21 protein-coding genes and 1 pseudogene are annotated in these 26030 nt (G+C 67.4%); 12 read left to right on the forward strand and 10 right to left on the reverse strand.

Translation table 11 applies throughout. From position 1 onward, the window contains the following. The first annotated feature begins 36 nt into the window (after positions 1-36). From ACQPZQ_RS31995 to ACQPZQ_RS32015, 5 genes are all read left to right on the forward strand, one after another. A complete protein-coding gene (locus ACQPZQ_RS31995) occupies positions 37-1338 on the forward strand; it encodes an extracellular solute-binding protein (protein WP_433287014.1) in 1302 nt (433 codons plus the stop codon). A 73-nt stretch (positions 1339-1411) separates the two neighbouring features. Next, complete coding sequence (locus ACQPZQ_RS32000; RefSeq protein WP_433287016.1) at positions 1412-2347, forward strand: carbohydrate ABC transporter permease; 936 nt, start codon at positions 1412-1414, stop codon at positions 2345-2347. Continuing rightward, positions 2344-3267, forward strand: coding sequence for a carbohydrate ABC transporter permease (locus ACQPZQ_RS32005; protein WP_433287018.1), 924 nt, complete (start codon positions 2344-2346; stop codon positions 3265-3267). The genes ACQPZQ_RS32000 and ACQPZQ_RS32005 overlap by 4 nt, the downstream gene beginning before the upstream one ends. Before the next feature lie 25 nt (positions 3268-3292). Next, the gene (locus ACQPZQ_RS32010; RefSeq protein WP_433287020.1) at positions 3293-4828 is read left to right on the forward strand and encodes an alpha-N-arabinofuranosidase; all 1536 of its coding nucleotides are present in this window, start codon (positions 3293-3295) and stop codon (positions 4826-4828) included. Positions 4829-4909: 81 nt separating this feature from the next. Next, entirely contained in the window at positions 4910-5038 is a 129-nt protein-coding gene (locus ACQPZQ_RS32015; protein WP_433287022.1) for a hypothetical protein, read from the forward strand. Between the two features lie 1949 nt (positions 5039-6987). Here the strand turns inward: ACQPZQ_RS32015 and ACQPZQ_RS32020 are convergent. The 7 genes from ACQPZQ_RS32020 to ACQPZQ_RS32050 form a co-directional block, all read right to left on the reverse strand. Beyond that, the gene (locus ACQPZQ_RS32020; RefSeq protein ID WP_433287024.1) at positions 6988-8187 is read right to left on the reverse strand and encodes an LLM class flavin-dependent oxidoreductase; all 1200 of its coding nucleotides are present in this window, start codon (positions 8185-8187) and stop codon (positions 6988-6990) included. 796 nt (positions 8188-8983) lie between these two features. Further along, positions 8984-9547, reverse strand: a complete 564-nt coding sequence (locus ACQPZQ_RS32025) for a PadR family transcriptional regulator (protein WP_433287026.1) — start codon at positions 9545-9547, stop codon at positions 8984-8986. A 231-nt stretch (positions 9548-9778) separates the two neighbouring features. Next, positions 9779-10870: an Acg family FMN-binding oxidoreductase gene (locus ACQPZQ_RS32030; protein WP_433287028.1), complete on the reverse strand. Its 1092-nt coding sequence runs from the start codon at positions 10868-10870 to the stop codon at positions 9779-9781. An 833-nt stretch (positions 10871-11703) separates the two neighbouring features. Beyond that, the gene (locus ACQPZQ_RS32035) at positions 11704-12153 is read right to left on the reverse strand and encodes an ester cyclase (RefSeq protein WP_433287030.1); all 450 of its coding nucleotides are present in this window, start codon (positions 12151-12153) and stop codon (positions 11704-11706) included. 86 nt (positions 12154-12239) lie between these two features. Then, positions 12240-13385, reverse strand: a complete 1146-nt coding sequence (locus ACQPZQ_RS32040; RefSeq protein ID WP_433287031.1) for an LLM class flavin-dependent oxidoreductase — start codon at positions 13383-13385, stop codon at positions 12240-12242. 41 nt (positions 13386-13426) lie between these two features. Next, on the reverse strand, positions 13427-13726 hold the full coding sequence (locus tag ACQPZQ_RS32045) for a hypothetical protein (RefSeq protein WP_433287033.1): 300 nt from the start codon (positions 13724-13726) through the stop codon (positions 13427-13429). Further along, the gene (locus ACQPZQ_RS32050; RefSeq protein ID WP_433287035.1) at positions 13723-15294 is read right to left on the reverse strand and encodes an APC family permease; all 1572 of its coding nucleotides are present in this window, start codon (positions 15292-15294) and stop codon (positions 13723-13725) included. The genes ACQPZQ_RS32045 and ACQPZQ_RS32050 overlap by 4 nt, the downstream gene beginning before the upstream one ends. Positions 15295-15839: 545 nt before the next feature. On the opposite strand from ACQPZQ_RS32050, the gene ACQPZQ_RS32055 reads away from it, so the two are divergent. Together ACQPZQ_RS32055 and ACQPZQ_RS32060 are read left to right on the forward strand one after the other, a co-directional pair. Continuing rightward, a complete protein-coding gene (locus tag ACQPZQ_RS32055) occupies positions 15840-16022 on the forward strand; it encodes a hypothetical protein (RefSeq protein WP_433287037.1) in 183 nt (60 codons plus the stop codon). Between the two features lie 691 nt (positions 16023-16713). Continuing rightward, positions 16714-17394, forward strand: a complete 681-nt coding sequence (locus tag ACQPZQ_RS32060; protein ID WP_433287038.1) for a TetR/AcrR family transcriptional regulator — start codon at positions 16714-16716, stop codon at positions 17392-17394. A gap of 247 nt (positions 17395-17641) precedes the next feature. Here the strand turns inward: ACQPZQ_RS32060 and ACQPZQ_RS32065 are convergent, their stop codons facing one another. Further along, the gene (locus ACQPZQ_RS32065; RefSeq protein ID WP_433287040.1) at positions 17642-18130 is read right to left on the reverse strand and encodes an inositol monophosphatase family protein; all 489 of its coding nucleotides are present in this window, start codon (positions 18128-18130) and stop codon (positions 17642-17644) included. A 149-nt stretch (positions 18131-18279) separates the two neighbouring features. On the opposite strand from ACQPZQ_RS32065, the pseudogene ACQPZQ_RS32070 reads away from it, so the two are divergent. Together ACQPZQ_RS32070 and ACQPZQ_RS32075 are read left to right on the forward strand one after the other, a co-directional pair. Then, a pseudogene (locus tag ACQPZQ_RS32070) lies at positions 18280-18339 on the forward strand (hypothetical protein); the annotation flags it as partial. An 11-nt stretch (positions 18340-18350) separates the two neighbouring features. After that, on the forward strand, positions 18351-19505 hold the full coding sequence (locus ACQPZQ_RS32075; RefSeq protein ID WP_433299458.1) for a tyrosine-type recombinase/integrase: 1155 nt from the start codon (positions 18351-18353) through the stop codon (positions 19503-19505). Between the two features lie 783 nt (positions 19506-20288). On the opposite strand, the gene ACQPZQ_RS32080 is transcribed toward ACQPZQ_RS32075, so the two are convergent. Further along, positions 20289-20840, reverse strand: a complete 552-nt coding sequence (locus ACQPZQ_RS32080; protein ID WP_433287042.1) for a hypothetical protein — start codon at positions 20838-20840, stop codon at positions 20289-20291. Between the two features lie 613 nt (positions 20841-21453). Between ACQPZQ_RS32080 and ACQPZQ_RS32085 the strand changes: the two genes are divergently transcribed. Next, positions 21454-22188 carry a ComEA family DNA-binding protein gene (locus ACQPZQ_RS32085; RefSeq protein WP_433287043.1) on the forward strand — a complete coding sequence of 245 codons (735 nt, stop codon included), beginning with the start codon at positions 21454-21456 and terminating at the stop codon, positions 22186-22188. Between the two features lie 75 nt (positions 22189-22263). Here the strand turns inward: ACQPZQ_RS32085 and ACQPZQ_RS32090 are convergent, their stop codons facing one another. Continuing rightward, positions 22264-22644, reverse strand: coding sequence for a YrdB family protein (locus ACQPZQ_RS32090; RefSeq protein WP_433287045.1), 381 nt, complete (start codon positions 22642-22644; stop codon positions 22264-22266). Between the two features lie 447 nt (positions 22645-23091). On the opposite strand from ACQPZQ_RS32090, the gene ACQPZQ_RS32095 reads away from it, so the two are divergent. Both ACQPZQ_RS32095 and ACQPZQ_RS32100 read left to right on the forward strand, forming a co-directional pair. Continuing rightward, positions 23092-23277 carry a hypothetical protein gene (locus ACQPZQ_RS32095; RefSeq protein WP_433287047.1) on the forward strand — a complete coding sequence of 62 codons (186 nt, stop codon included), beginning with the start codon at positions 23092-23094 and terminating at the stop codon, positions 23275-23277. After that, positions 23264-26026 (forward strand): AAA family ATPase, encoded by a 2763-nt coding sequence (locus tag ACQPZQ_RS32100; RefSeq protein ID WP_433299460.1) that lies wholly within the window; start codon positions 23264-23266, stop codon positions 26024-26026. The genes ACQPZQ_RS32095 and ACQPZQ_RS32100 overlap by 14 nt, the downstream gene beginning before the upstream one ends. Positions 26027-26030 lie beyond the last annotated feature (4 nt).

Below are 26030 nucleotides of genomic sequence, written 5' to 3' on the forward strand. Positions count from 1 at the left end.
GAGAGGGTATTACCACGATGTAAAGGGGAGTGGTCAATGACGACACACCGCCTCTCGCGCCGCACCCTGCTGCGCGCGACCGCCGCCGGCGCCGGTGCCGCCGTTCTGTCCTCGTGCGCGCGAGGCCCAGGAGGCGCCGTCGATCTCGCATACTGGAACTTCTTCGGAGGCAGCGACGGTGAGCTCATGGTGGAGCTCGTCAACGACTTCCGAACCGAGGCGCCCGGTGTCCGCGTCACCGACACCACGCTCGACTGGGGCCCGCCTTACTACACGAAGCTGGCGATGGCGTGCGCGGGCGGCCGGGCGCCCGACCTCGCCACGCTGCACGCCTCCCGGCTGGCGACGTTCGGGCGCGACCTGCTCGATGAGTGGGACCTGGACGAGCTCGCGGCCCGGGGCGTCAGCATCGAGGAGTTCCCGCAGCCCGTCCTGGACCGGGTGCTGGTCGACGGCCGGCTGAGGGCGTTGCCGCTCGACACCCACCCGCTCGTCCTCTACTACAACACCGACATCTGCGAGCGGGCCGGGCTGCTCGCCCCGGACGGCACACTGGCGCCGATCACCAGCGCCGAGCAGATGCTCGACGCGGGCCGGCGCGCAGCCGAGGTCACCGGCTCCATCGGGATCTCACTCGGCATCGGCGAGAGCTCCCACGTGTGGATGGTGTTCTGGTCGCTGTTCCGCCAGCTCGGTGGGCAGATGCGGCTTCCCGACGGCGGGCCGGCCGAGGTCGACCGGGACGCGGTGGTCCAGTCGATGACGTTCTTGCGGGAGATGTGCGACGGGACGATCTCCTCGCCGACCCTCGACGGGCAGGCGGCGCCGGCGGCGTTTGCGAGCGAGCAGGCCGGGTTCCTGTTCGTCGGACCGTGGGAGGTGACGAGGGCCCGCGAAGCGGAGATCCCCTTCTCGATGACGCAGTTCCCCGCCCTGTTCGGGGACACGCCGTTCGTGCGGGCGGACAGCCACAGCTTCGTGCTGCCGGCGCAGGCCAGCGTCGACCCCGCTGCCCGCACGGCCGCGTACGACATGGCGGTGTCGATGTTGCGCAACAGCCTCGTCTGGGCGACGGGCGGCGGGCACATCCCGGCGCTGTCCGCGGTGGCGGCGAGTCCCGGGTACCAAGCGGAGCAGCCGATATCGAACTACCGAGAGGCAGCGCAGGTGGTGGAGTTCGATCCCGAGGCCTACTTCTCCGGATCCGGGTCGACGCTGATGTCGCGGGCCGGGCAGAGCCTGCAGGGGGTGGCGACTCGGGCGCTGACACCGGAGCAGGGCGCCGACGACCTGATCGGCTGGCTCGACGAGCAGCTCACCTTCGGGAGCCCACTGTGAACGAGCGTCAGCGAGTGAACCATCGATACAGCGACTCGGCGCAGCCCTCGACCGAGCGCAGCGAGGTCTTCGGATGACCGCCGGGACGGTCGCCGCTCCGAGTCGCGTCGCGCCGGGCACCGCCGCCCGCGGGGGCCCCAGCCTCGTCGGCGGCCGCGGCGGGATCTGGTTCGTCCTGCCGTTCCTGCTGGTCTACGCCGCGTTCGTGCTGTGGCCGCTGGTCTACGGCCTGGGTCTGAGCTTCTTCGACACCAGCGTGGTGCGCGACGAGTCGCAGTTCGTCGGGCTGGCCAACTACGTGCGGCTGTTCTCCGACCCCGAGGTCTGGCGCACGCTCGGCGTCACGGTGCTGTTCACGATCGGCAGCACGATCCCGCTCGTGGCGGTCGCACTGATGATGGCCCTGCTGGTGCAGACCAGAGTCCGCGGGCAGTGGTTCTGGCGCTTCGCCTACTTCGCGCCGTTCCTGCTGCCGGTGGCCACCGTCGCCCTCATCTGGCAGTGGCTGTTCTCCGGTGACTACGGCCTGCTCAACGGGGTCCTGTCCGGGCTGGGCCTGCCGGCGGTGGGCTGGCTCACCGAGCCGGACATCGGCCTGTGGTCGGTCGTCATCCTCACCGTCTGGTGGACGGTCGGCTTCAACTTCCTGCTCTACCTCGCCGCCCTGCAGGCGATCCCGGCCCAGCTGTACGAGGCCGCGGAGATCGACGGTGCCGGCGGCTGGCGGCGGCTCTTCTCCATCACGCTGCCGCTGCTGAACCGCACGACGGGCCTCGTGGTGGTGCTGCAGGTGCTCGCCTCGCTGAAGCTGTTCGACCAGGCCTACATCCTGTTCCAGGCCACCGGCGGGCCGGGCGGGTCGGCGACGCCGATCCTGCAGTACGTCTACGACACCGGGTTCGTGGACTACCGCCTGGGCTACGCCTCGGCCATCTCCTACATGTTCTTCGTGCTGATCATCCTGATCGCCCTCGTCCAGGCCCGGCTCAGCCGCAGGAGTGAACTGTGACCACCGCGCCCGACACCGCGAACCCCGCCACGACCCCCCTCCTGCCGCGGGCCCGTCGTCCACGCTCCGATGACGGCCCCGCGGACGTGCGGCGCTACACCCCACTGGCCCGTGCCGGGATCATCACCGCGCTGCTGGTGGTGGCGGTGCTCTGGTTGGCGCCGCTGTTGTGGGCGCTGCTCACCTCGCTCAAGCACGAGGCCGACACCACCGCAGTGCCCCTCGATGTGCTGCCCGATCGCGGGTTCACGCTCCAGGCCTACGCCTCGGTGCTCGCCAACGGCAACCTGATCACCTGGTTCGTCAACAGCACCGTTGTGGCGGTGGTGGTCACGGTGCTCACCGTGGCGCTGTCGGCGGCGGCTGCGTACGGCTTCTCCCGCACCCGGTTCCGGGGCCGCAAGGCGCTGTTCGCGCTGACGATCGCCGGCATCATGGTGCCGCCGCAGATCCTCATCGTGCCGCTGTACCGGCAGGTGCTGGCAATGGGCCTGGCAGACACCTACGCCGGCATCATCCTGCCGCAGCTGGTCGTGCCGGCGATGGTGTTCATCCTCAAGAAGTTCTTCGACGGCATCCCGCACGAGCTGGAGGAGGCCGCCCGGGTGGACGGCGCCGGCTCATTGCGGATCTTCCTGCAGATCGTGCTCCCGCTGTCGCGGTCGATCCTCGCCGCCGTCGCGATCTTCGTGTTCATCCACGCCTGGAACAACTTCCTGTGGCCGTTCATCATCACCTCCGACCCCGGGCTGATGACACTCCCGGTGGGACTCGTGCAGGTGCAGAGCGCGTTCGGAATCCGCTACGCGCAGGTGATGGCCTCGGCGCTCCTCGCGGGCCTGCCGCTGATCGTCGTGTTCATGCTGTTCCAGCGCCAGATCATCCGCGGGGTCGCCACCACCGGCCTCGGCGGAACGTGAGAGGCCCCCTGAGGAAGGAATCCACTTGCCCCGCGCACGTCTGACCATCGACCCCGACTTCACGATCGCCCCCGTGCCCCGGCGCCTGTTCGGCTCGTTCGTCGAGCACATGGGCCGCGGTGTCTACACAGGCATCTACGAGCCCGGTCACCCGAAGGCCGACGCGAACGGCCTGCGCACCGACGTGCTGGACCTGGTGCGCGAGGTCGGCCCCACCGTCGTGCGCTACCCGGGCGGCAACTTCGTCTCCGGGTACTACTGGGAGGACGGCGTCGGACCGAAGGAGGAGCGGCCGCGGCGCCTGGACCGGGCGTGGCGCTCGATCGAGACCAACGAGTTCGGGCTCGGCGAGTTCTCCCGCTGGGCCCGCGCTGCAGGCACCGAGCCGATGATGGCGGTCAACCTCGGGACCCGCGGCGTCCAGGAGGCCTGCGACATCCTGGAATACGCCAACCACCCGGGCGGCACCAGATACTCGGACCTGCGCCGCGCCCACGGCGACGCCGAGCCGTTCGACATCAAGCTGTGGTGCCTGGGCAACGAGATGGACGGCCCGTGGCAGGTGGGCCACAAGACCGCCGCCGAGTACGGCCGGCTGGCCGCCGAGACCGCGCGCGCCATGCGCCTGGTCGACCCGAGCATCGAGCTGGTGGCCTGCGGCAGCTCGAAGTACGCCATGCCGACGTTCGGTGAGTGGGAACGGGTGGTGCTCGAGGAGACCTACGACCAGGTGGACTACATCTCTGCGCACGCCTACTACCAGGAAGACGACGACGGCCCGCACAGCGCGGGCGACTTCCTCGCCTCCGCCCGGGACATGGACGTCTTCATCGAGGCCGTCGTGGCCACCGCCGACGCCGTGCGCGCCCGCGGCAAGCACCGCAAGCGGATCGACATCTCCTTCGACGAGTGGAATGTCTGGTACCAGTCGCGCCACCGCGCGTCCGCAATCGCCAAGGGCGAGAGCGAGTGGGAGGTGGCGCCGCGGGTGATCGAGGACGAGTACTCGATCACCGACGCGGTGGTCGTCGGCACGCTGCTCAACTCCCTGCTCCGCCACGGCGACCGGGTCACGGTGGCGTGCCAGGCGCAGCTGGTGAACGTGATCGGGCTGCTGCGCAGCGAGCCGGGCGGCGCGGCGTGGAAGCAGCCGATCGCCCACCCGTTCGAGCAGGTCCGGCGGCGGGCGACGGGGGAGATCCTCGCCGTGCGCACCCGCAGCGACCGCTACGAGAGCCCTCGGTTCGGCGATGTCGACGTGGTCGACGCCGCCGGCACCTGGGACGTCGAGAGCGGCGTGGTCTCGCTGTTCCTCGCCAACCGCGACCAGGCGGAGCCCGCGACCGTGGAGGTCGGGGTGCGCGGCTTCGGCGAGCTGCGCGTGCAGCACGCCGCGGTGCTCGCCGCCGACGAGGGCCAGGACCGGCACACCACGAACGATGAGCTGCACCCCGACCGCGTGGCACTGCGGCCGCTGGACGGCGTGCAGGTCGAGGGCGGCGCAACACAGCTCACGCTGCCGCCGCTGTCCTGGGCGGTCGTCCAGCTCGCGCGCGTCTGATGGCCCGTCCAGTGGTTCACCACAGAGATCTGCGGCGCAGGTGCACTCGCCGGCAGTGAGCTTCGCGAACCGTTCGCCACCATGCGCGCACCCACCGCGCGTGTCGTGGTGGAGGTGGCCGTGAAGTCCGCGAGCAGTGACTCCCCTGATGAGATCGACGAGCTCATCCTCTTCGCATTACCCTGCGGCCGTCGGCCCGGAGTGCTCTGACTGCTCGCCGAGGCCCGCGGTCTTCTTCGTGACCGCCTCCGATCACGCTGCAAATATCTGGCAGCGAAGGTGCGACCGCGGTGGCCCCACACGTGGCGGCGGCCGTCTGCGCTACGTGGTCGTCGACAGTGTCCGTCGCAGCCGACGTCGCGGTAGATCCGCATGGCCGGTGCATGTCTACATACCGACTTCGGCCGGCCCGCCGTCCGGGAGTCGCATCCGCCCGCCGAGCTGGCGGAACGGTGACCAGAACACCATCCAACTCCTCACGGCTCACGCCGAGAGCGGTCAGCTCCTCGAGATCGCACTCGGACCGACCCCAGTTCCTCACTGGAGAACCGGACGACCACCTGCCGACGCCGCGGCTCCGACGCCCGCGCACGACGCTGCCGCACTCCCCCAGACCGTTCCTCAGGGGTGAGCTCCACAAGGCCCACTCAACCCATCCCGGCCTATCGAACCGTGGTCGCACCTACGCCGCAGATGCCTCGGCCGACTACGTCACCGCAGCTAGGCAGTGCTCATTTCGGTCGCAATGTGATTCGACCGCTTCTGTGTGAAGTGGGAGGGACCGTTCCGGACCGCCTCGCCCTATCTCGGTAAAGCTTGCGTACCTGCGGCACGTGTCCGATGGCACCTGAGCTGTCTCAGGCGAACACCTGCATTGGCATACCTCGTGTTCACAGCCTTGTTTGCAGGCTACGGGGGACCAATCACGTCCGCAGTTGCTGCGGAGGGTCGTGACCGATGCCGGGAGGTCGGCCAGCTATTTCGGACGCGCTCACAGCGAACGAGCGGTCGCAGCACCACCCCGGCGCAACCGATCCCACTCAGTCGGCGCAGGACGGCGACCCACTCCTCGAGCACCGGCTGTGCGCGGACGATCGGATGCCTGCATAGCCAGGCCCAACCGAACCGCCGCGGCGTCAGCCCGGCGGGCGGCCCCGGTTGGCAGTCGGGCCGACCACGTACGCTACGAGCGCGGCGTTCCGCAGGGATTTTCGGTGGCCTACCTCCGGAGGGCGTCCCGGCTGCGGCGGGCGACGTCTGCAGTCAGCCGCCGAATTCGCGGTTGCGAGGCGGCTAGACGGGCCTTGCGCTGGGCCGGCCATTCTCGATCTTGAAGCTGGCACGGGTGCGCACTGTCGCCCCGCCGCGCCGAAGGCCCGGATGCTGCCTCCGACGTTCGATCGCCAGGTGGTGATCGGGTCATGAGTTGGCTGGAACAGCCACGCCAGATGGATCAGCGGGTCGGCGCCTCGCAGGTGCGGGGTCAGGTCGTCGTGGGCGACATCCGCCTGTGCCCACCTGGTATTGGGTGCTCCCCAATTCAAGTTCGGGTATCGAGCTACGGGGTTCCAATAGAAATGGGCGGATCTCGGATTTCCGGTCCTCGCCAGAAGTGCTCAGACCCGCATGCCCGCTGCTCGCCCGAAACCGGCGCGTGGCCGTGTGCGTCCACGATCGCGACGACCCAATGGGGTCCGTCGGCCACGATCTCAAGAAGCGTGACACCGGATGTGCCACACATCTCGAAGACCGACGCCGACCTTGGTTGCCTCAGCGCCATCCCGCCTGCTGAACATCAGATGCGACGGAGAATCATCGTCTCCGGTCGACAGATGGCCCAGATCGCGGTAGCCGGTGTCGAAGGTGACGCCCGCGGGACCTACCCAGCACGTGCACCCGGCGACACCAGATCGAGCACGGCCAGCGCAACGGCCGGTTCTGCATGCCCTCGGGCCGGGGCGCCGCGGATCCTGCTCGGGATCTACGGACCCGCTACCCAGCACGCACAGCCCGTACTGCGCCCGGCGCAGTACGGGCTGCACCGGACTTCGGCCCGCCCCGTTGGGTGCGAGCAGGCACGAGGTCCGGTGATGTAACGACTGGCTGAAATCCGGGATCGCTGCGCACGTCAAGCCGACCGGACGCGCGAGGCTGCCCGCTTAATCCACGCCTGTGCTCTGCTCCTGCTTGCGCTCGGCGGCGTACTTGTCCGTCCAGGCTTGGATGGCCGCGCCGTTCTTGGCGTCGAGCTCGCTCTGACGGCTGCGGGCCCACTCCTGGGCCGCGAGCAGCCGGCGCTGCGAGGGCTGGAACGCGGGGATGACGTGGCGGGCGAACAGCTCGTAGTGCCGCTGCGTCGCCTCCCAGTTGGCCCAGTCGTGCTGCATCATCATGTAGCAGCCGAACCCACCCGCGGACTGGTCCATCAGCCGCTGGATCTGGGTGATGGCCATGTCCGGCGTGCCGATGACGCCGAGCCCGGTCTCGTTGATCCAGGCGACCCGCTCCTCGAAGGTCTCCCCCACCGCCCGGAACGTGGGCAGCGCGATCGTTTTCTGGGTGTACTCGCAGAACACGTCGAACCCGTAGCGGACGTCCTCGATCGCCTGCTCCTGCGTCTCGGCGATGTGCATCGGGCCGACCAGCCGCCAGCGCGACCGGTCGGTGGGCCGCCCGGCCTTCGCAGCCTCCGCCTCCAGCACGTCCCAGTGGTGGGCGAGCACATCGAAACCCTCCCGCGTGGTCGCCCCGAGCGACAGCAACGACAGCCCGTGCTTACCGGCCAGGATCGGTCCGGCCGGCGACGCCGTGGCCGCAACCGCGATGTCGAAGACCGGGTCGGAGTACGGGGCCAGCTGCGTGGCGGCCTCGACCAGCTCGTACCGCTCGGTCTTGTGCGACACCCTCCCGTCGCCGAGCAACAGCCGCAGCAGGACCTCCAGATCCTCGCCGAGCGCGGGACGCAGGGCCGACGGCTCCAGCCCGATCATCGCAGGGTCGGTGGGCAGCGAGCCCGGGCCCACGCCGAGCATCAGCCGCCCACGCAGCAGGTGGTCGACGAGGATCGCGCGGTCGGCCACCCACAGCGGATTGTGGTACGGCAGCGAGACGACACCGGTGCCGAGCTTGATGGAGCGCGTCACGGCGCCGACGTGGGCGATGAAGGTGAGCGGGTCGGCGATGATCTCCGTGCCGGCGCTGTGGTGCTCCCCGATCCAGGCCTCGTCGTAGCCCAGCCGGTCCATCAGCTGGATCGTCTCGATGTTGCGCTGCAACGAGGTGGTCGCGTTCTGGGTCGGCGGCGAGTTGAACGGCGGTATGAAGACACCGAAGCGCAATTTATTGACCGGGCTGGGCACGATAGTTCTCCTTGATCATTGGCGATTCACGGTCGTCCGGGGCTCAGCACGCGAGCGTCGCCGGCCCGTCGATTCGATAGCGAAGCGGGTAGGAGTCGCCCGCCCGAAAGACGGTCCGGGTGATCGTGGACCATCGACCGGGCCATCGCAGTGCGGTGCGGGGTGCATCCGATCCGCTGGTCGGCGAAAGCCCGAGGAATCTCTCGCCGAGTAGGACGAGTCGGTGCGGTTGCGGCTGATCGTCCATCTGATGGCGTGTCCCGCGGGGCATTTGGCGAGCATCTCGGCGCCTGCTGTGACCTCCTAGGCGGCCACGTTGCCGGCGAAATCGACATCTCCCGCAAAGAATCTGAGCACTCTCTGGAGTGTCTCCGTCATCACGCCCTCTCTATCGGTGTTCGTTCCGCGATCAGGAGCCGGTTGCCCCCGTGGCCTTTGAGGCGGTGATCAAACCGAGCAGCGCGGAGACGCTGGTCCCGCATTTCATGCCCACCTCGACGTCGGCGATCACCCGTTCCCGGTTCATCACGAGCTGCCGCTCGCGGACCGCGCGAATGCGCCGCCAACACCGTCGCGTTCAGCGCGACGATCACCGCATCCACGCGGCCAACGAGGCCCGGGCCCCGCTCGGGAATTCGGCGGGTTCAGAGACGGTCGCCTCCACCAGCCCGAGCTCGGGGCCCACACCGCCGGGCAACAAATGGTTCGAGCGTGACGTTCGACATCATTTTTCTCCTGTTTCTCGGTTCGCGGTCCGGCCGGTCCACGAGACATCCGCAAAATGCGGTAGGGACCATCATGACGCGGAGCCGGTCTCAGACATGCGACCCGCGCCCAGCGCGCCGATGAGCCGAGCCACCCATACCCGCTCCGCATCCAGTCGCGTGATTCCGTAGTCAATTCCCACACGAAGTACCTCCGGGGCCGCCCCGTGCAAACAACGACGCTCGGCCAGCAGGCGCTCGAGCTCGTCATGGCGGGCCCGCAAGGCGGCCCGTGCCACGGACGGCGGCAAGCAGTCGTAGAACGACAACGCGGCGACGAAGAGGTCGGCATCCGGCTCCGGGTACGCCAACAGCCTCCGAACTCGCCCGATGAGATCGTCGCGACCCGCGTTCGTGATAGCAAATATCGTACGTTCCGGGCGGATGCCGGTTCGCTCATAGCCGACCACCTCGATGAGTCCACCACGTGCCAAACGGTCCACAGCGTGATATAGAGTCCGCGGCAACCCGGTGAGGAAGCGCATCTCTCGGTCGACCACCGTGCGGTATATCTCGAAGGTGTACTGCGGCCCCGAGAGGAGCAGCCCGAGCACGCTGAGTGCGGGGAGATCCCGGTCCGAGCGACTGAGAATCATATCCGCCCTTCCTGTTGGACTGCCCCGCGGAGATCAGGGACAAGGGGCGATCACCTCCTTTGCAAGCCGCGCCGAGCCAAGACCAGTACCGCAGGGATGCGGCTGGTCCCATCCTGGGCGGCTGACCTCGGCGAGCGTTCTGGGCGGGGTTGGTGCTCGTACTGAGAAGACCTCCGCAGCGTGCCCGGACAGCACTCGACGCACATCGTGCATGGTGATCTCATCGCCCGTTCATTTTCCGGCTCCTGGTTCGACCGCGCCGATGTCGACCGCGCCGATGTCGATCGGGTCGACGCAGAAAACCGAGCACAGACTCCGGCGCGGGGTTGCCGGAAGCTCGGTGGCGCCGGAGGCCGGCCAGCCGACACGGATCAGCAGCTGCGGGTACTCCGGGATGCGAAGCACATCGCGCCGGAGCCGCTGGGGGCTGGAGTGGAGCTCGACGGCCTGACTGAATGGAGTGGTGGCAAGGCCGAGCTGGGTCGCTGCCAGGAGTACCGCGCTGGTCGCCTCACCGGCCTGTAGCCGATCGAGGGCGTCGTCGCCGCGCGTCGCAACTTCGACCAGCTCGGCCGCGTCGTCACCGGATCCGGAGCCGGGCACGATCGGGGGCCGCGGGAGGCTTCCATCGGTGCATCGGTGCATCAGGAACGGCGCAGACGGGGCCGGGGCCGACCGGACGATGTTCGCGGCGGGGATGCCGTCGTGGCTCCCGGGGTAGCGGTGTGTCCATTGCCGCCATTCGCTGGCGTACCCGAACTGCTGATGCTTCTCGTTTGCGGTCTCAACGAGCGCGTTGAGCATCCGGCGTCGCATCGTCTCACCGGTGACCGGAACAAGAACCGCGCCGCACCGTGATGTGTGGTTGGCGAGGATCCGCAGATGGTCTGTAGGCACGGCCCGCCGGCTCATCTGCCGGCAATCTGTGCGCCGCCGGGCGATGCCCGAGTAGAGGGACCTGTCAGCCGCATCGGGCTCGGGCGGCCCGATATCGACCGTCGCTACATGTCCGCTGTTCTCCGGGTCGGGAAGGCGAACGACGTCGAAGCTGATGCCGCGCGCGGCGAGCGCGACCTGGAAATGATGGAGTGCCGCCCCGCAACTGAGCAGAAGATCCCTGCGGTCGGGGTCGGCGGCTACGAGGTGGCGATCCCAGTCGGCGTGTAGCTCCACTTCGCCGGGCCGAATCCGCCACCGCCATGGCTGGGTGTTGTAGACCGATGGTGCGCGCAGCGCGTCTTCGATCGCTCCTAACCCTGATCGCCCCACTTCTTGCTCAGCGCGTCGTTCCGCGAGACGTTGAGCAGGACTGCAGGGTCTCACCTCATGGGCATCCAACTATGGCTCTCCTCATATTGTCCAGAATCTGCCGGATGGGCGTCACAACGCCAGGCACAGGCGAAAACTACGGCTGGCTCGTTGCCCTTCTCGATCACAACCTTTCTGACCACCGCTCGAATCGGCGGAACGTAAACGACATTCTCCAAGTCATCGATGCTCCAATACTCGGGATTGCTTCGCCACGAGTCACGCGCCTCTAGACGTATGCCTGGACCACCGTCACGATGCGGCAACACCACCCGCTACCGGGGACGACGACGGCGGTCCGCAGCAGGCGGCTGCGCCTGCGCAGCGCTGCACGAGCGTCTTAACCAGATCCGACGGCAGTCGGATGCCGCCACCTGCGCGGGATAGTGGTCGGCCGCCCGGATGCGCTGATCCAGCAATACCGCCGACCAGTGCAGCACAGCTCGTCTACGTCGTCTCGCATGCAAGCACGAGGTAATCTTCATAGATCGTTCGTTGGTGGCGCTCATCGATGAGACGTGGCCGGGTCTGCCGATCCGGCGTGAGGTTTCGGCGAGCTCAACCGCGGTTGCCTACGACACGCCCGCTACTCGGGTGCGACGCTAGAGTCGGCTATCCGGCGCCCGGGTGATCCGGGTTGCCCCGCGATCCCGCGGCACCCCCGGTGCCTTCGCGAGCGGATGATCGTCATACAAGCGGATGTGCTGCCACGACCGGCCGGAGCCGCTATCTGGGTCATCATGACGGCGCTGATGATGAGTAGCGCTGGCAGATCCACGAAGCGTTCATCACCCTCGTCTGTACTCTCATCGGCTGGCGCCGACACCGCCGCTCAAAGAGTTAGGATGTCAGGTCCATCCGAGTTGCCGCATGGTGATCCCATCGTTCCAAATCTTGGTCACGTGGCGGATCTTGTCGTCGTCGAAGTCCATGACATAGACGTAGTCGGCGTTGGTGCTCTTTCCGGTCGGTGGTACAGGTCCGCCCTCGCCGGTATGTGTCGCGTGGAAGATGCCGCACACCGCCACGTTTTTGCGTGTTTCGTCTACCGCGAGTAACCGCACCTCAGGCTTGCCATCGGGCAATAGTGCGAACAGGCCTTTCATGAACTCGACGTAAGCCTTCAACGTTTCCATACCGTCCAAGTAGTCGGCCTGGGCGGAGAAAGTTGCGCCGGGGTGGCAGTACTGCTCGCACGCCTGCCAGCCCTTCCCGGTATCGCAAGCAACGAAGAATCGCTCGGCGGCGACTCGCATTGACGTCATTGGTCTGTCCCTTTCGTTGATCGCGCGCTCCACGTGGATTGAGCGGCGGGTTCCGTGGCTGTCCTTTTACTGCGTTCTTCCGGGTCGACTGCACCCGCTGGCCGTGTGTCCACGCTCGGTCACAACTTCCGCAATCCGCGCAGGATGCGCCCCAGCGGGACGCCGGCGCCTAGCGCGCGACGTAGATTGGGCTGCAACACGCTGAGGTTGCCGAGCACGATGTAGCGCACGCCGCAGTCCCGCCACACCGCGGCCTGGTCGACGATGTCGTCAGGAGTGCCGGTCAAGAAGGCTGCTTCCATCAGTTTGCGAGGCACCGCGGCCGCCACCGCGAGCACGTCGGCCGCCTCGAGGGTCTGTGGAAGCACGTCGGAGAACCCTGCGAAGTCGTCGCCGAACGGGTGTCGGACGCCGTGGCGCGCCCAGAAGTCCGCGGAGATGTTGAGTGCGAATGATCTCGCGATGTCGGAGTCCAGCACGGCGTCCACGTCGTCGCGGGACCGTCCGGTGATGACGAACAGCCAGGTCGCGGGAAGAATGCTCATCGGATCGCGGCCGGCATCGGAGGCCGCGGAGCGGACCACGTGCAGGCGGTTGGCGTAGTCGTCCGGGGTCTGCGGGAAGCCGGGAAACCACGCGTCGCCGTAGCGGCCGGTGATTCCCAGCGTCCGGGGTCCGTGCGCTGCCACCCAGATCTGCGGCCAGCGCCCGCGATACGGTGGCACGTCGAACACCGCATTGCGTAATGGGAAGTGCGGCGAGTCACGGGTGACGAGCTGTCCCTGTGAATTCCACAGCGCTCGGATCGTGGCGAGCGCTTCCTCGAGTCGGCCGACAGGCCGGCGCCAATCGACACCGTAAGGTTCGTTACCTTCGCGTTCCCCAGCGCCGATTCCCAGGATTGCCCGACCCCGGGTGAGCAAATGCAACGTGGCCGCAGCCTGCGCGGTGACGGCCGGATTTCGGCGGCCGGCATCGGTCACACCGATACCGAGACGCAGCCGGCCGAGCCGGTTTCGGGCCGCAAGGTGGCCGAGGATCGTCCACGGCTCCAGATATGCGTCGACCTTGGGCACGATCCGGGCCATTCCGAGGTGTTCGGGAGTCGCGATGGCGCGCGCCAGCAGGGAATTGAGGTGATCGGGGACCCACACCGAATCGATCCCGCTGGCCACCGCGGTCAGGTAGTTGGCCTTCATCACCGCGGTGGGCGAAAGGGTGGTGTTCAGCGGGTCACTTACCAACCCGACCTGGATCTTCTCCACCTACAGATCACCCTTTCAGTGTCAGGACGCCCTGTCCGACGTCACATGCGACAGCAGCGAGTGTCGTCCGCCAGTGCGAAATCCAGGGACGTCATCTCCGTTTGCGGCCGACCAGACGACGCGTCAGCAATCAGTTCCGATTCATCCGCATCATCAATCATGTCGATCCGCTCGTGGGGGCGGGTGTGTTCGGTGATAAGGATGAAGCACTCGGCGTTGACGTCGATCCGTAGCCGGGGATCGCTCGCCAGAAAGGCATCGTCGGCGAACTTGTCGAACGAGTATGAAATGAGGGGACCGACGGCCGCAAATGCGTTCTGGTGGGCCGTGCGCACATTCATATCTGCTCCTCGTTGTCGGACACCCGGATATTTCGGCCAGCCCGGAGGATTCGGTACGACGGGATTTTGGCCACGACGGTGCAGGAGCCGCCAGGACAGCGAGCGCCAGGATGCAATGCGCCGCTCGCGCCCAGGCCGATACCGAAGTAGAGCTTCGGGCGGCGGCCGCGCAGGGCAAGAGCCCACCCCATCCCGGCCAGGGCGACCACACCGAACGTCAGCGGGACGGCCCAGGTCGGCTTGGAGCCAGGTTCGACACCGAACAGCGTTGCGACGTTCGTCACTGCCAGGAACGCCGTGATCAACAACAGCACGGCGCTGATGACCGGAGCAGCGATGCGGTGCCAGGCATCTTCGCCGTTGGGGTGGCGGGCGAAGTAGTTGATGATTGCGATCGAGGTGAGCGTGATGAGCAGCAGCACGCCCATGCTGCCGCCGGTTCCGCCCCAGAAGAACAGCTGGATCAGGGGATCCCACCCGGCCGCCGCGTACAAGGCGATGACGATCAGGCCGACCGCGGACTGGGCGAGTGAGCCGTTTTTGGGTGCGCCGGTGCCGGGCACGGTTCGGCCGAATCGGCGTGGCAGGACACCTTCTCGGCCGAGGGAGAACGTGTACCGGGCGCTGATGTTGTGGAACGAGATCATCGCGGCCAGCAGTGAGGTCAGGAACAGTACGTGGCCCAGCTGTAAAGCGAGGTCGCCGAGCCGTGCTGCGGCGACGTCGAAGAACAGATCCGGACCCTCCTTCGCGGCCCGGGCCAACACACTCTCACCGGCCGCGGAGATCATCGCCCAGGACGCGAACGCGTACAGCACGGCGATCAGCGCGATCGCGAGGTACGTGGCACGGGGAACCGTGCGGCGTGGGTTGCGCGACTCCTCGGCGTAGACCACCGACTGCTCGAAACCGACGAAACCCGCGACGGCCATGACCAGCAGCGCGCCAGCCCCCGGGCCGACCAGGCTTCCCACGTTGAGCGGCGCGGACGACGCATTGAATCCCGAGACGGCGATGTCGGCGAAGCCGAACACGACGACCAGCAGAATCTCGGCCACGAGCAGGGCAGCCAGGACCCTTCCGCTGACCGCGATGTCACGCACGCCGAGCACGGCGACGACCACCCAGCCGATCAGAGCGATAACCCACCACTCGACATGCAGCCCGAACCACTCGTTGAACAGTGGGGCGGCGATAGCGCCGAAGCCGCCGTATGAGGCGCACTGGAACATGTTGTAGGCGAGCAGCGCGACCAAGGACGCCCCGACACCGACCGGCCGGCCGATGCCACGGGAGATGAACGCGTAGAACGCGCCGGTGTTGGCGATGTGTCGGGCCATGGCCACGTAGCCGACCGAAAAGACCGCGAGAACGACGGCGACTGCGAGAAACGCGATAGAGATACCGAGCAGGCCGGTGACCGCGAGACCGGTCGGTACGACACCGGCGACGACGGTGAGTGGCGCGGACGCCGACATCACGAAGAACAGGACGGAGGCGACCCCGAGGCGGTCCTTGGCCAGCGCGGTCGAGACCTGGCCGGCCCCTCGGGACTCGATGATGGGCAACGGCTTCTCCGAGAGGTAGAGGCTTGGGGAGGTCGCGGATGCGGCCCCTGGTTCTGCAACGGCACGATCAGCGTGCGCACGCACATGGACGGGGCCTGCAGCGGCGCCGGTCCGCCGACGTGTGGTCCCGGGGGAGGCAGCCTCATGAGCGAGTCCTGCCCGCATACCCCAGATCGCGGGAGCCGCCAGGCGCACCGCATCCGAGGAAGAATCCCCTTCATCGTCCGATAGGTGAATCCAGCCTGCGCCGCGTGTGCGAACTGTTGCACTGTGAGCCACGCCGTTGATGAAGGTCCAGAATGGCAAACCGAGCTCGGTCATCTCAGTGAGCAGCGATTCCGCACCGCGCAGACGCCGCAGTCTCATGTTGTTGCGGTGGCCGGTCACCAGCGTGCCGTCCGCGCCGAGGATGAATCCGCGCGCACCGCGGAGCCGGTTGAGGATCGACTTTCCATGCAGGAGGCGACCCGTTCTAAGCCGCACCGAGTCAGAACACGTACTGCAGGAAAGCGGCTGGCGCCATCCCGTGTGGCTGACGTCGGCGAGTGTCCTTTGTCGAGGTTGATGCTCGTGCAGAGAAGAGCTTCGCGGTGTGCGGGGACAACCTCAACGGGCACGGTGGGTGGTCGACCTGGGAAGCCGCCCGCGCGGCAATCTTGCTCAAGCCGCCGAGTTTTCCGGATCACGAGCGACTCGATAAGGAAGGACGGCTGCTCGCCGATCGCTAAGCCTTCCTCCGGAACCGAGGCGAGAGTACTGGCTGAGGCACTGATCACCTGCTCACCCGCCACCGAAGCCCCCTCATCTACGCGCTAGAACGCTCGCTCTAGTAGAGAAGCTACATTTGCAAGCTCCACCTTGGCAACGTCAGTTCACAGGAACTCCAGCTCCGTAGTGTGCGCTTCCACATCCTCGTGCGCTTCGTCGCAAAACGCCGCAGATCGTGCATCTGGTCGTAGTTCGTGATGGATGGGTCCTCTACATCGAGAAACCGGGGTTGGCCGCTGGTCGCAGCCCGGCCACATCGGTGTACGGCTTCCTTCGCACGTCAGAGCGTTAGGCAGGCCCTGCTGGACCCCGCCGATGCTGGAGTCCTAGAGCGAATTATGGGGAGATGGCGGGAGGGCGGGCAGGAATGTGATCATGCGCCCGGCCCTCCTCGCCACGACCATCCAACTGCCCGGCCGACCGGCGTCGCGGCGGATCGTGCGGCCCGCGGGTTGAACTGCGTTGCCGCGCCCGTGCTGCTCGGCGAGCGGGCGGATGTCGTCGTTTCGGTCGGCTATCCGACCATGGGGGCTCCGGTCGAGTCTCTCGTGCGCCGCCTGGGAGCCAGTGAATTGATTCGCGTGCGCCCTCCCGCGCGACGGCGCCCATCGTCGCGTTGCAGAGTGAGTGGATGCGGGTAACGTTAGCCCCATGCGAGCACGGGTCGAGGGTATCCGTTCCAATGGTGCAGAGCTGCATGATTCGGAGCCGGCGACGTCCTCGCGCGACCTGATCCTGGATGCCGCCGAGAAGCTGATGGGAGAAAACGGCTACGCCGCCACGCCGATCTCTGCGATTTGTAAGGAATCCGGGCTTCCGGTCGGGTCTGTCTACCATCATTTCGACAATAAGGCGGGGATACTCGCGGAGGTCGTCAGCCGGGGGACCCGTCGTCACTTCGCCGCGTTGGCCGATGCCGCCAACGACGAGTCGGAGCCCGAATTACGTATGTGGCGCTATTACGAGCAGGCACCGAAGATATTGATTGCAAATGTCGACATCATCCGGATCTTGTTTGCGACACTTCAACAGTCGCCTGATTCGAGTGTCGCCGCTCACGCCCACGCCGCTGTCGAACTCGCCGCATCGATGCTTTGTACTGTCATCGAGCCCGTCGCAACGCTGCGCGGGGTGTCAGACCCGGCCGCCACCGCGTTGCGTCTCGCCCACACCTCGATTACCTACACGTGGGGGGCCGTGCTCACGGCTGGACACGACCTCGAGCGCCTGACAGCACAGATGGCGCCCTTGTACGACCTCGTGCGGGGGGCCATCCAGGTCGAGGCGATCGAGGCAGGGATGGCTGCGGACAACCCCCAGCTTCGGCGATGATCTGCGGGCGACGCGCAGCGGCGCTGAGCCGGCTGTGACGAAAGGGGATGGCCGCTCCGACCCAACAGCCGTGTACTGCGAGCGTCGCACAGGATGTGGTACTTCGATCAGCTTTGCCCCGGCCAGTGGGGGTTCGGGCCGGTCAGCTCGCCCCCCTTTCGACCGCACCGACACCCCGTCGATCAGATTCTGGGACCCCCGCTACGCACGGCGAACCCGGCGCCGGCGAGGTCTGGCTACCAGCCGATCACCCTGCTCCGGATGGTGGGGTGCTGAGCGGACTGCTTCGCCAACATGGATCTGCGCCACCCCGGCGAGTACGCGCGGTGGCGAGACGAGGTAAGTAGAACTGAGTTGCCGTTTGGCCGACGTCGGGATCTCGGGAAATATCGTTTCCGCGAAGTCCAAACACGCTCTCTCTATCCCGAGCATGATCGATCCGTCCCAACATAGCGGACTGTTGAATGCTGCGACGCCACGCATGCCAGACGGCATCTGCAACCTTCCTGCCCGCGACGGGCAATCCATCCGCGGGCAGCTCAGTTGTGGGCCCCTGTGCGTCGAAAAGCTGACAGCCGCCCTCGGTCGCGATGACAACACCGGCAGCAACATCCCAGCTGTTGTACCGCCCCGGCAGGACCGTGGCTGCAGCTCGCCCGAGCCCGGCGTGAGCCAAGGGCAGCGGCCATGTGCCAATGATCCTTACAGTTCCCCGCTCTTCACTGACCCACCGCACGAACTCGCCTATGCCTCACCAAACGTGATACCCACCGTCCCACTCCGCGAAAACGACTTGGCCGGTGACGGAGGCGGCATCCGAAGAAGCGGCCACGGGCACTCCATCGAGCCGTACTCCTTTGCCTCGTGCCGCGGCGAACGACCTACATGATCGACCTAGGCCCCGACCCCCTCACCGGCAAGCGGCGGCAGCGAGCAAAGTCAGGATTCGAGAGCGGCTGCGGACCGACAGCTACGTCGAGCCCTCCCGTCGCACCGTCGCAGAGTTCCTGGCCGAATGGCTCACGACCATCGAGGCGGCGGTCAAGCCAACGACCTTCGCCAACTATTCGACATACGCCAACGCCTACGTCATCCCGATCATCGGCCCTCGACTGCTCCAAGACATCGACACAGCGACCGTGAACGCGCTCTACCGCCATCTCCTGAACTCCGGACGCTCCCGGGCAGACACCAACACCGTCATGTATCAGCGGTGGAGACAGGCCACCTCGACCGGCCGCACCATCAGTGCAGCCGAGCTCGCATCGCATGCGGGGGTAAGCCGCTCCGCGGCAGCCAATGCCATCCGCCGCTACCGCGTGGGCCGCATCCCGGCAGCACTGACAACCGGACTCTCCCCCAGCGCCGTCGCCAGCATCCACATCATGTTCCGGCGAGCGCTCCGCGACGCAGTGGCCTGGCGCTACCTCACCACCAACCCCGCCGCGATAGCCCAACCACCGCGCGGCGAGAAGCAGCCCCACAAGACATGGAACCCCCAACAGCTCGCCACCTTCCTGCAACATGCGCGCCACGAGCGTCTCTTGGCCATGTGGCTGCTCTTCGCCACCACCGGCATGCGTCGCTCCGAAGCAGTCGGCGCACGCCGCGACGCCCTCGACATGGCCGCCGGCACCCTAAGCCTCGTCACCACCCACGTCATCGCCGCCGGCCGCACCCAGATCTCCAGCGGAAAGACCCGCCGAAGCAGACGCCTCATCTCACTCGACGCCGCCACCCTGGCCGCCCTCCGAGACCACCTCGCGACACTCGACCAGGAACGAGCCGCATGGGGGCCGAACTATCAGGACCGCGGGTTGCTGTTCTGTTGGCCCGACGGCCGGCCGATCTACCCCGACACGATCACCGAGCAGTTCGGCCGCCTAGTCACCCAAGCCAGCCTTCCGATCATCCGACTACACGACGTCCGACACACCTACGCCACCATGGCCTTGCGCGCCGGCGTCAACCCGAAGATCGTCAGCACCCGGCTCGGGCACGCCACCGTCGCGTTCACCCTCGACACCTACACGGCCGACATCCCCGAACTCGACCGCGCCGCCGCAGAGCAGATCACCGGACTCTTCCTACCGCCCCCGACCGAGGCCTGACGGACACGTGGGGATGTGCGTTTACCGATCCGTTTACACGTCCCGGTCCTGAGCTCGCTCAACGCGAGCCTTACAACACCGAAGGGCCCCTGGCCTCGCAGGTCAGGGCCTTCTGGCATGGTGGGCGATACTGGGATCGAACCAGTGACCTCTTCGGCGTGAAGCAATGCAAGGGGCCAGTTCGGCAGGGCATTTCCGCAGTTCACCGGGCCAACTCGTCCGCAGACATCCGTCGCCGACCATGAACGGGCGCGCCGGTTGTCACGCATTTAGTCACTCACGTCGGACGCCGACAGGCTCGGCGCGATCCTCGTGCTAAGAACAGACAAGCCATGCGGTAGCCTGCGTTGCTCGAGCGGGAACCGACCCAGCTCCTAATGATGTTGTCGCGATCCCACCGGAAGTAGCCCTCGCTGCCTCTGCTGAAGCCCAGGCACTCCTGCCCGGCGAGGTTCTTCAAAGGTCCCCGGGACTCGTCCGCGGCTCGTCTGCTGGTGATGATCAGCCCACCGGCACCGACTGACAGATAACTGGCCTCGAACAGAGCGTCGCAGCCGATTGCCCGTCGCGACACCGCGCAGCTAACCCCTCCACCATGTGGGGCAGCTCGGAGAGTGGAGGGCTGTCTCGCCGGCTGCGGCGCTGGAGTCTGATGTGATTGACTGTGGCGTCTGGCTCCCGTGGCTGCACCAATCCGTGCTGGTTCGCCGCAGAGCAGCGACGGGAAAGCTGGTCAGGCCGAACTCAAACGTGGCGCGCTGTAACCGCCCCGCGACAGACTTGTCACGACTTCGTCCACGTCCCGCACCGCTGGGTCTCGAACAGCTCGCCCGCCTTGATCGTGACGGTCTTCGGCCCGTTGCCCAGGTCGTTGTCGATGATGTCCTCGCCGTTGGGCTTGACCCGCGCCCAGTAGCACTGGCTATCCGAACCCTGCGGCGAGCCCGCCGTCTTGTACTTCCCCGGCACCACATCCACGCCGACCTCGTAGGTGCCATCGCCAGCCATCGACGTCGCCGGCCCGGCTGGCGCCGGAGGCTCCGTTGTCCGCACGACCTGCGCGTAGGGCTTGCCCGTGCAGAGGTTGCTGTGCGCAGCGTCGATGATTACCTTCGCCATCTCCGGCCCACCGCTTCGAGGTCCGATGTACTCCTCCAGGTTCGGCCGCGTGACCGTCGGCATCCCGATCAAGGTGCAGACGAACCTGCCCATTTCCACCAGGTCAGCCCTCGACACAGTGGCGGTCAGCCCTGGCGTGTCCAGCACGTCCTCGTAAAACTTCTGCTCCTCCGTCTTAAACAGCACCGCCGTGGTCGGCGGCGGTGCCGTCGTCACAGGCGCCGTGGTCCCAGCTGACGTTCCGGAGCACCCGGTGACGACCGCTAGAGCCGCAGCTGTGAGTACAAGCGCAGCACAGCGCATGGGAGCAACCTCCGTGGGCGAGGATCTTCGCGATTGCGAACCCACTGTCGCAATGCGTGCACGGTCCGTTACAAGCCCATGAGTCAGTCTGAACTCCCAACACCACCCAGCTCAAGGGCCCTGACCTCGTCGTAGTCGAACGTCGACGTGGCCCGCGTCCGTCCATGGCCGTCCACGTTGTTGTCACCGTCGTTGTCAACTCGGCACCACAACCACAACCACAACCCGATCACGGAACAGCCACCCCGCCCACGCAGGCACGGCTGCTTTGCTGCGAGCAAGTCGAGAGCCCGAGGCCGCAGGTGTGATTCCGCTACTCGGCCGACGGGCCGGTCTTCATCGAAGTTTCCGTATCCGGGCGGCGCAGGCCTATTCGCCCGTCACCACAGCAAGCGAGAAAACAGCCTCCGACCGCGACCGGTAACGAGTCCTGCCGTGGGAACGACAGTCTCGCCTGGAAGCTGCGCTTCCGCAGACACCACCTGCTAACACCGCGAGCTGCGGCGTCACCGAACCCGGGGGATTTATGACCACACCGATGCCCGGCCCCCACGGCCGTCCAGCCCAGGTTGCCCCATCGGCCCCCGCGGTGTCGCGCCCCTACCGAGGGCCACTGAGGTGGTTCGCCCACGGCGGCTGGTACCTGTTCGTCGTTGTGCTCTCCGCCGGCACCCTCAGCTTCGTCCCATTCCTGCACGCCGCCATCCGAACCCGCAAGCCCCTGGCCTGGCTGTGGACCGCGCTCTACACCGCCGCCGTCATCACGCTCTTCAATCTCACCGGCACGGTGAACGTGGGCGGCCTCGCGCTCGGCCTCATGATCATCGCCGTGGTGCACTCGGTCGTGCTACGCCAGCAAGTCTGGCCACCCCGCGCCGACACCCAACCCGCCCCCGCCGAACTCCACCACGCCGGCCCGCCGGCCGACCCAGCCGTCGCCGCCGTCCTCGCCGGCCGCGCCCGCCGCGACGAGGCGCGCCGCCTTGCGGCCACCGACCCACTGATGGCCCGCGAACTAGGCATCGGCCGGCCCGACCTCCCCCGCACCTACGACGACGGCGGCCTCGTCGACCTCAACAGCGCTCCGGCAGCCACGATCGCGAACACCTGCGGAATCGAGCTCGCCATCGCCACGCTCATCGTGAACACCCGCACGGCCGGCATCACCTTCACCTCAGTCGACGACGTCTTCACCTTGACTGAGATCCCGTTCCCACTCTGGGACCGCATCCGCGACCGAGCGGTTCTGATCACCGGCTAACCCAGCAGACGGACTGACTGCCCGCCACCGACCAGGAAGCCGCGGGCTCGCGGGGTTCGGTTCGCAGCGGGCCAATCAGACCTCCAACCGCGAGGAGCTCGCCGCCGGGGTTTCCGGCTCGAGACCGCCGGCCCGGATGATCAGCAGGTTGGCCGCGACGACCAGCACGAAGAGCATGCCCAGGACACGGTGGTCCAGGTTCCACAGGGCCAGGCCTGCCAGGCCGAAGACGGCGATCTTGACGATCGCGGCCACCACCGGGCCGCCGTGGTTGGCGGTGGGCGCGGCGAAGAGTCCCCAGATGACTGCGGGGAGGACTGGCAGGCCGACAGCGAGAAGCAGCCGGACCGGGGTGCTGCTGCCGAAGCGCCACCCCCAGAACGCGAAGATGCCGAGCGCAACCAGCTCGACCACGAAGGCCAGCCCGAGATTGCTCCAGCGCCAGAGTTCCTGCATCGCCTACACCCCTCACCAATCTGAGAGCACTGCTCTCGCTCGCCGCCACCGCAAGCGATGACAACGCGAAATGCCAGAGCACTGCTCTCCAAAGTTATCACCGCTCAGTAATACCGGAGCCTGCTCAGTTCCGGTAGACCTCGACGCCCGCCGGACTGTCCGCGGTGACCACCACCTGGTCCCTTGCCTGCGGGATCGCCTCCTACTGCCGCGTGCACACGGCGAGCCCGTCGAGGGTCGTGCAGAGGGCATCGGCGACCGACATCTGTCGCGGCGGAAAACGCGCTCTGGGGTGTCGGCTCGTGTGGCAATGTCGGCACCTCGGCGATCTCGACGCGAGTCACGTCCGGTGAAACGGCCATCAGGACCGCGCTGCCCTCCCCTGCCGGCTGATGACGACGTGGTCGTCGACCTCATCGGGTCGGGGTGTTGCCCGGCCTCATCGGCATGCGCGTGGACCCGGCCCGCATCATCGAGCACGTCGGCGAACAGGTCACGACTCGCCGGGCCGCAGCCAACGATCAGGCCCAGTTGCTCGCCGAGATGACCACCGTGCGGGACGTAGGCTCCGACGCGATGGCCGACGACGTCGTGACCACACACGAGCAGAGCGGTGTCCATGTCCAGAGGTGAGCTCGGCGGTCCGGGTCTGTACGGTCGCCGCAGCGAGTGCGATCGGCTCGAACGGATGCTCGCAGAGATCCGCACAGGTCGGAGCCAGGTTCTCGTACTTCGAGGCGACGCCGGTATCGGCAAGACGGCACTTCTGGACCACATGTCGAGGCATGCGTCGGGGTGTCGCGTCGCGCGGGTCACGGGCGTCGAATCGGAGATGGAGCTCGCGTTCGCCGGGCTCCATCAGTTGTGTGCTCCGTTCTTGGATCGCCTCGGTCGGCTTCCCCCACCGCAGCGGGATGCCCTCAGCATGGTGTTCGGTCTCCGGGAGGGGAACACACCCGACCGGTTCTTCATCGGGCTCGCCGTACTCAGCCTTCTGTCGGACGCCGCGGAGGAGCGCCCCCTGGTCTGCCTCGTCGACGACGCCCAATGGCTCGACCAGGCCTCCGCGCACACGCTCGCGTTCGTCGCTCGCCGCCTGCAGGCGGAGTCGGTGGCCCTCGTCTTCGCGACGCGCGAGAGCGGCGACGACCCGGCGCTGCGGCAGTTGCCGGAACTGCGCGTCCAGGGCCTGAGCGACGTCGTTGCCCGCGCTGTGCTGCGGGCGGCGCTGCGCAGACCACTCGACCCGGCTGTGCTCGACGGGATCGTCGCCGAGGCGCGTGGTAATCCGCTGGCGTTGCTGGAGCTTCCCCGTGGGCGGACGCCGGCGGAGATCTCGTTCGGATTCGGGCTCTCGAGCACCTTGCCTCTCGGCAGCCGATTGGAGCAGGGGTTCGTCCGGCAGCTTCAGCCGCTGCCGCCCGAAACCCGACGACTCCTCCTCCTTGCCGCGGTCGAGCCCGTCGGTGACGTGATCTCGTTGTGGGAGGCGGCCAAGCGACTCGGTATCGCCGCGGACGCGGCGACTTCGGCCGAGGCCGCCGGATTGATCGACATCGGTTCGCGGGTCCGGTTCCGCCATCCCTTGCTGCGGTCGGCGGTGTTCCGCGCCGCGGACGTGAGTGAGCTGCGGGACGTGCACGCCGCGCTGGCCGCGGCCCCCGACCTCGATCCCGATCGCCGGGCGTGGCACCGCGCGCAGGCGAGCCCCGGACCCGACGAGGAGATCGCGGCCGAGCTCGACCGATCGGCCGATCGTGCACGCGCCCGAGGCGGGCTCGCGGCCGCGGCAGCCTTCCGTGAGCGGGCGGCGACGCTGACACCCGACCCGGCCCGTCGGGTGACGCGGGCACTCGCCGCAGCGCAGGCCAAACTCCAGGCGGGCGAGTTCGGTCCGGCGTCGGAACTCGTCCTCACGGCCGAGTCCGGGCCGCTCGACGATCTCCTTCGCGCGAGGATCGCGCTGCTGCGTGCCCAGATCGCGTTCGCAGCGGAACGCACTGACGAGGCGCCTCAGCTGCTGCTGTCGGCCGCCGCGCGTCTCGAAGGCCTCGATGTGGCACTCGCTCACGAGACCTACCTCGACGCCTTCTCGGCCGCGATCTTCGTGGGCCGTCTCACCGGCGATCCGGGGCTCCGGGAAATCGCCCGGGCGGTGCGGCGGGCCCCCGCACACCGGCACGACAAACGCGACTTGATCCTGGACGGTCTCGCTGCACTGTTCACCGAGGGGTACGCCGCGGCCGTCCCGCTCCGACAACGCGCGGTCCAGGCCTTCCTCTCCGAGTACATCTCCGCTGACGACGAGCCTCGCCTGCTCTGGATCGCCGCGAGTGCCGCCGCCAACCTGTGGGACGACGAGGGCTGGAACGTGCTGTCCGCCCGGCATGTGCGCGTCACCCGGGACACCGGGGCACTCAGCGAGCTCCCCCTCGCGCTCAGCTCGCAGATCGTCGCCCTCCTCCTCGACGGCAAGCTGGCGACCGCCGCCGCTCTCATCGAGGAGATGCGCGCGGTTCGGGAGGCGACCGGAAGCAACATCGCGCCGTACGGCGCTCTCGTACACGCCGCGTTGCGGGGACGCGAAGCCCCGGCGCGCGAGCTGATCGACACCACGTTGAAGGAGGTCCTCCAGCGCGGTGAGGGCAACGGGGCGATGAACGCGCACTGGGCTGCGGCAGTCCTGCTCAACGGGCTGGGCCGCCATGAGGAAGCGCTGGCCTCAGCGCGTAGGGCCAGTGAGTACCCGCTGGAGTTCGTCCCGGCGAACTGGGGTCTGGTCGAGCTGATCGAGGCCGCCGTTCGCACCAGCGACAACCGGGTCGCGGGTGACGCCTTCGAACGTCTCTCGGAGACGACCGGCGCCGCCGGCACGGACTGGTCGCTCGGCGTCGAATCACGGTCACGCGCGCTGCTGGGTGCCGGCGACGCCGACGAGCTCTACCGCCAGGCGATCGACCGCCTGGGCCGCACCCGGGTGAAGGTGGAGCTCGCCCGCACCCACCTGCTGTACGGGGAATGGCTCCGCCGCGAGGGGCGTCGAATCGACGCACGCAGACACCTGCGCGCCGCCCACGACCAGTTCACCTCGATGGGAGCCGAGGGATTCGGCGAACGGGCTCGCCGGGAGCTGGCCGCCACCGGCGAAACAGTGCGGACACGTGTTCCCGCCGCTCGTGAGGAGCTCACAGCTCAAGAGACCGAGATCGCCCGGCTCGCCGCCCTCGGTCGGACGAACCAGCAGATCGGCGCGCAACTGTTCATCAGCCCGCGCACCGTTGAATGGCACCTGGGCAAAGTGTTCATGAAGCTCCGCGTCAGTTCGCGGAAGGAACTGTACGACGCGTTGCCCGAGGACGTGCGGGTATCGGTTCCCTGCTAGCCCG

The organism is Pseudonocardia sp. CA-142604 (assembly GCF_050948475.1).
In the GTDB taxonomy this organism is placed as follows: Bacteria; Actinomycetota; Actinomycetes; order Mycobacteriales; family Pseudonocardiaceae; genus Pseudonocardia; species Pseudonocardia alaniniphila.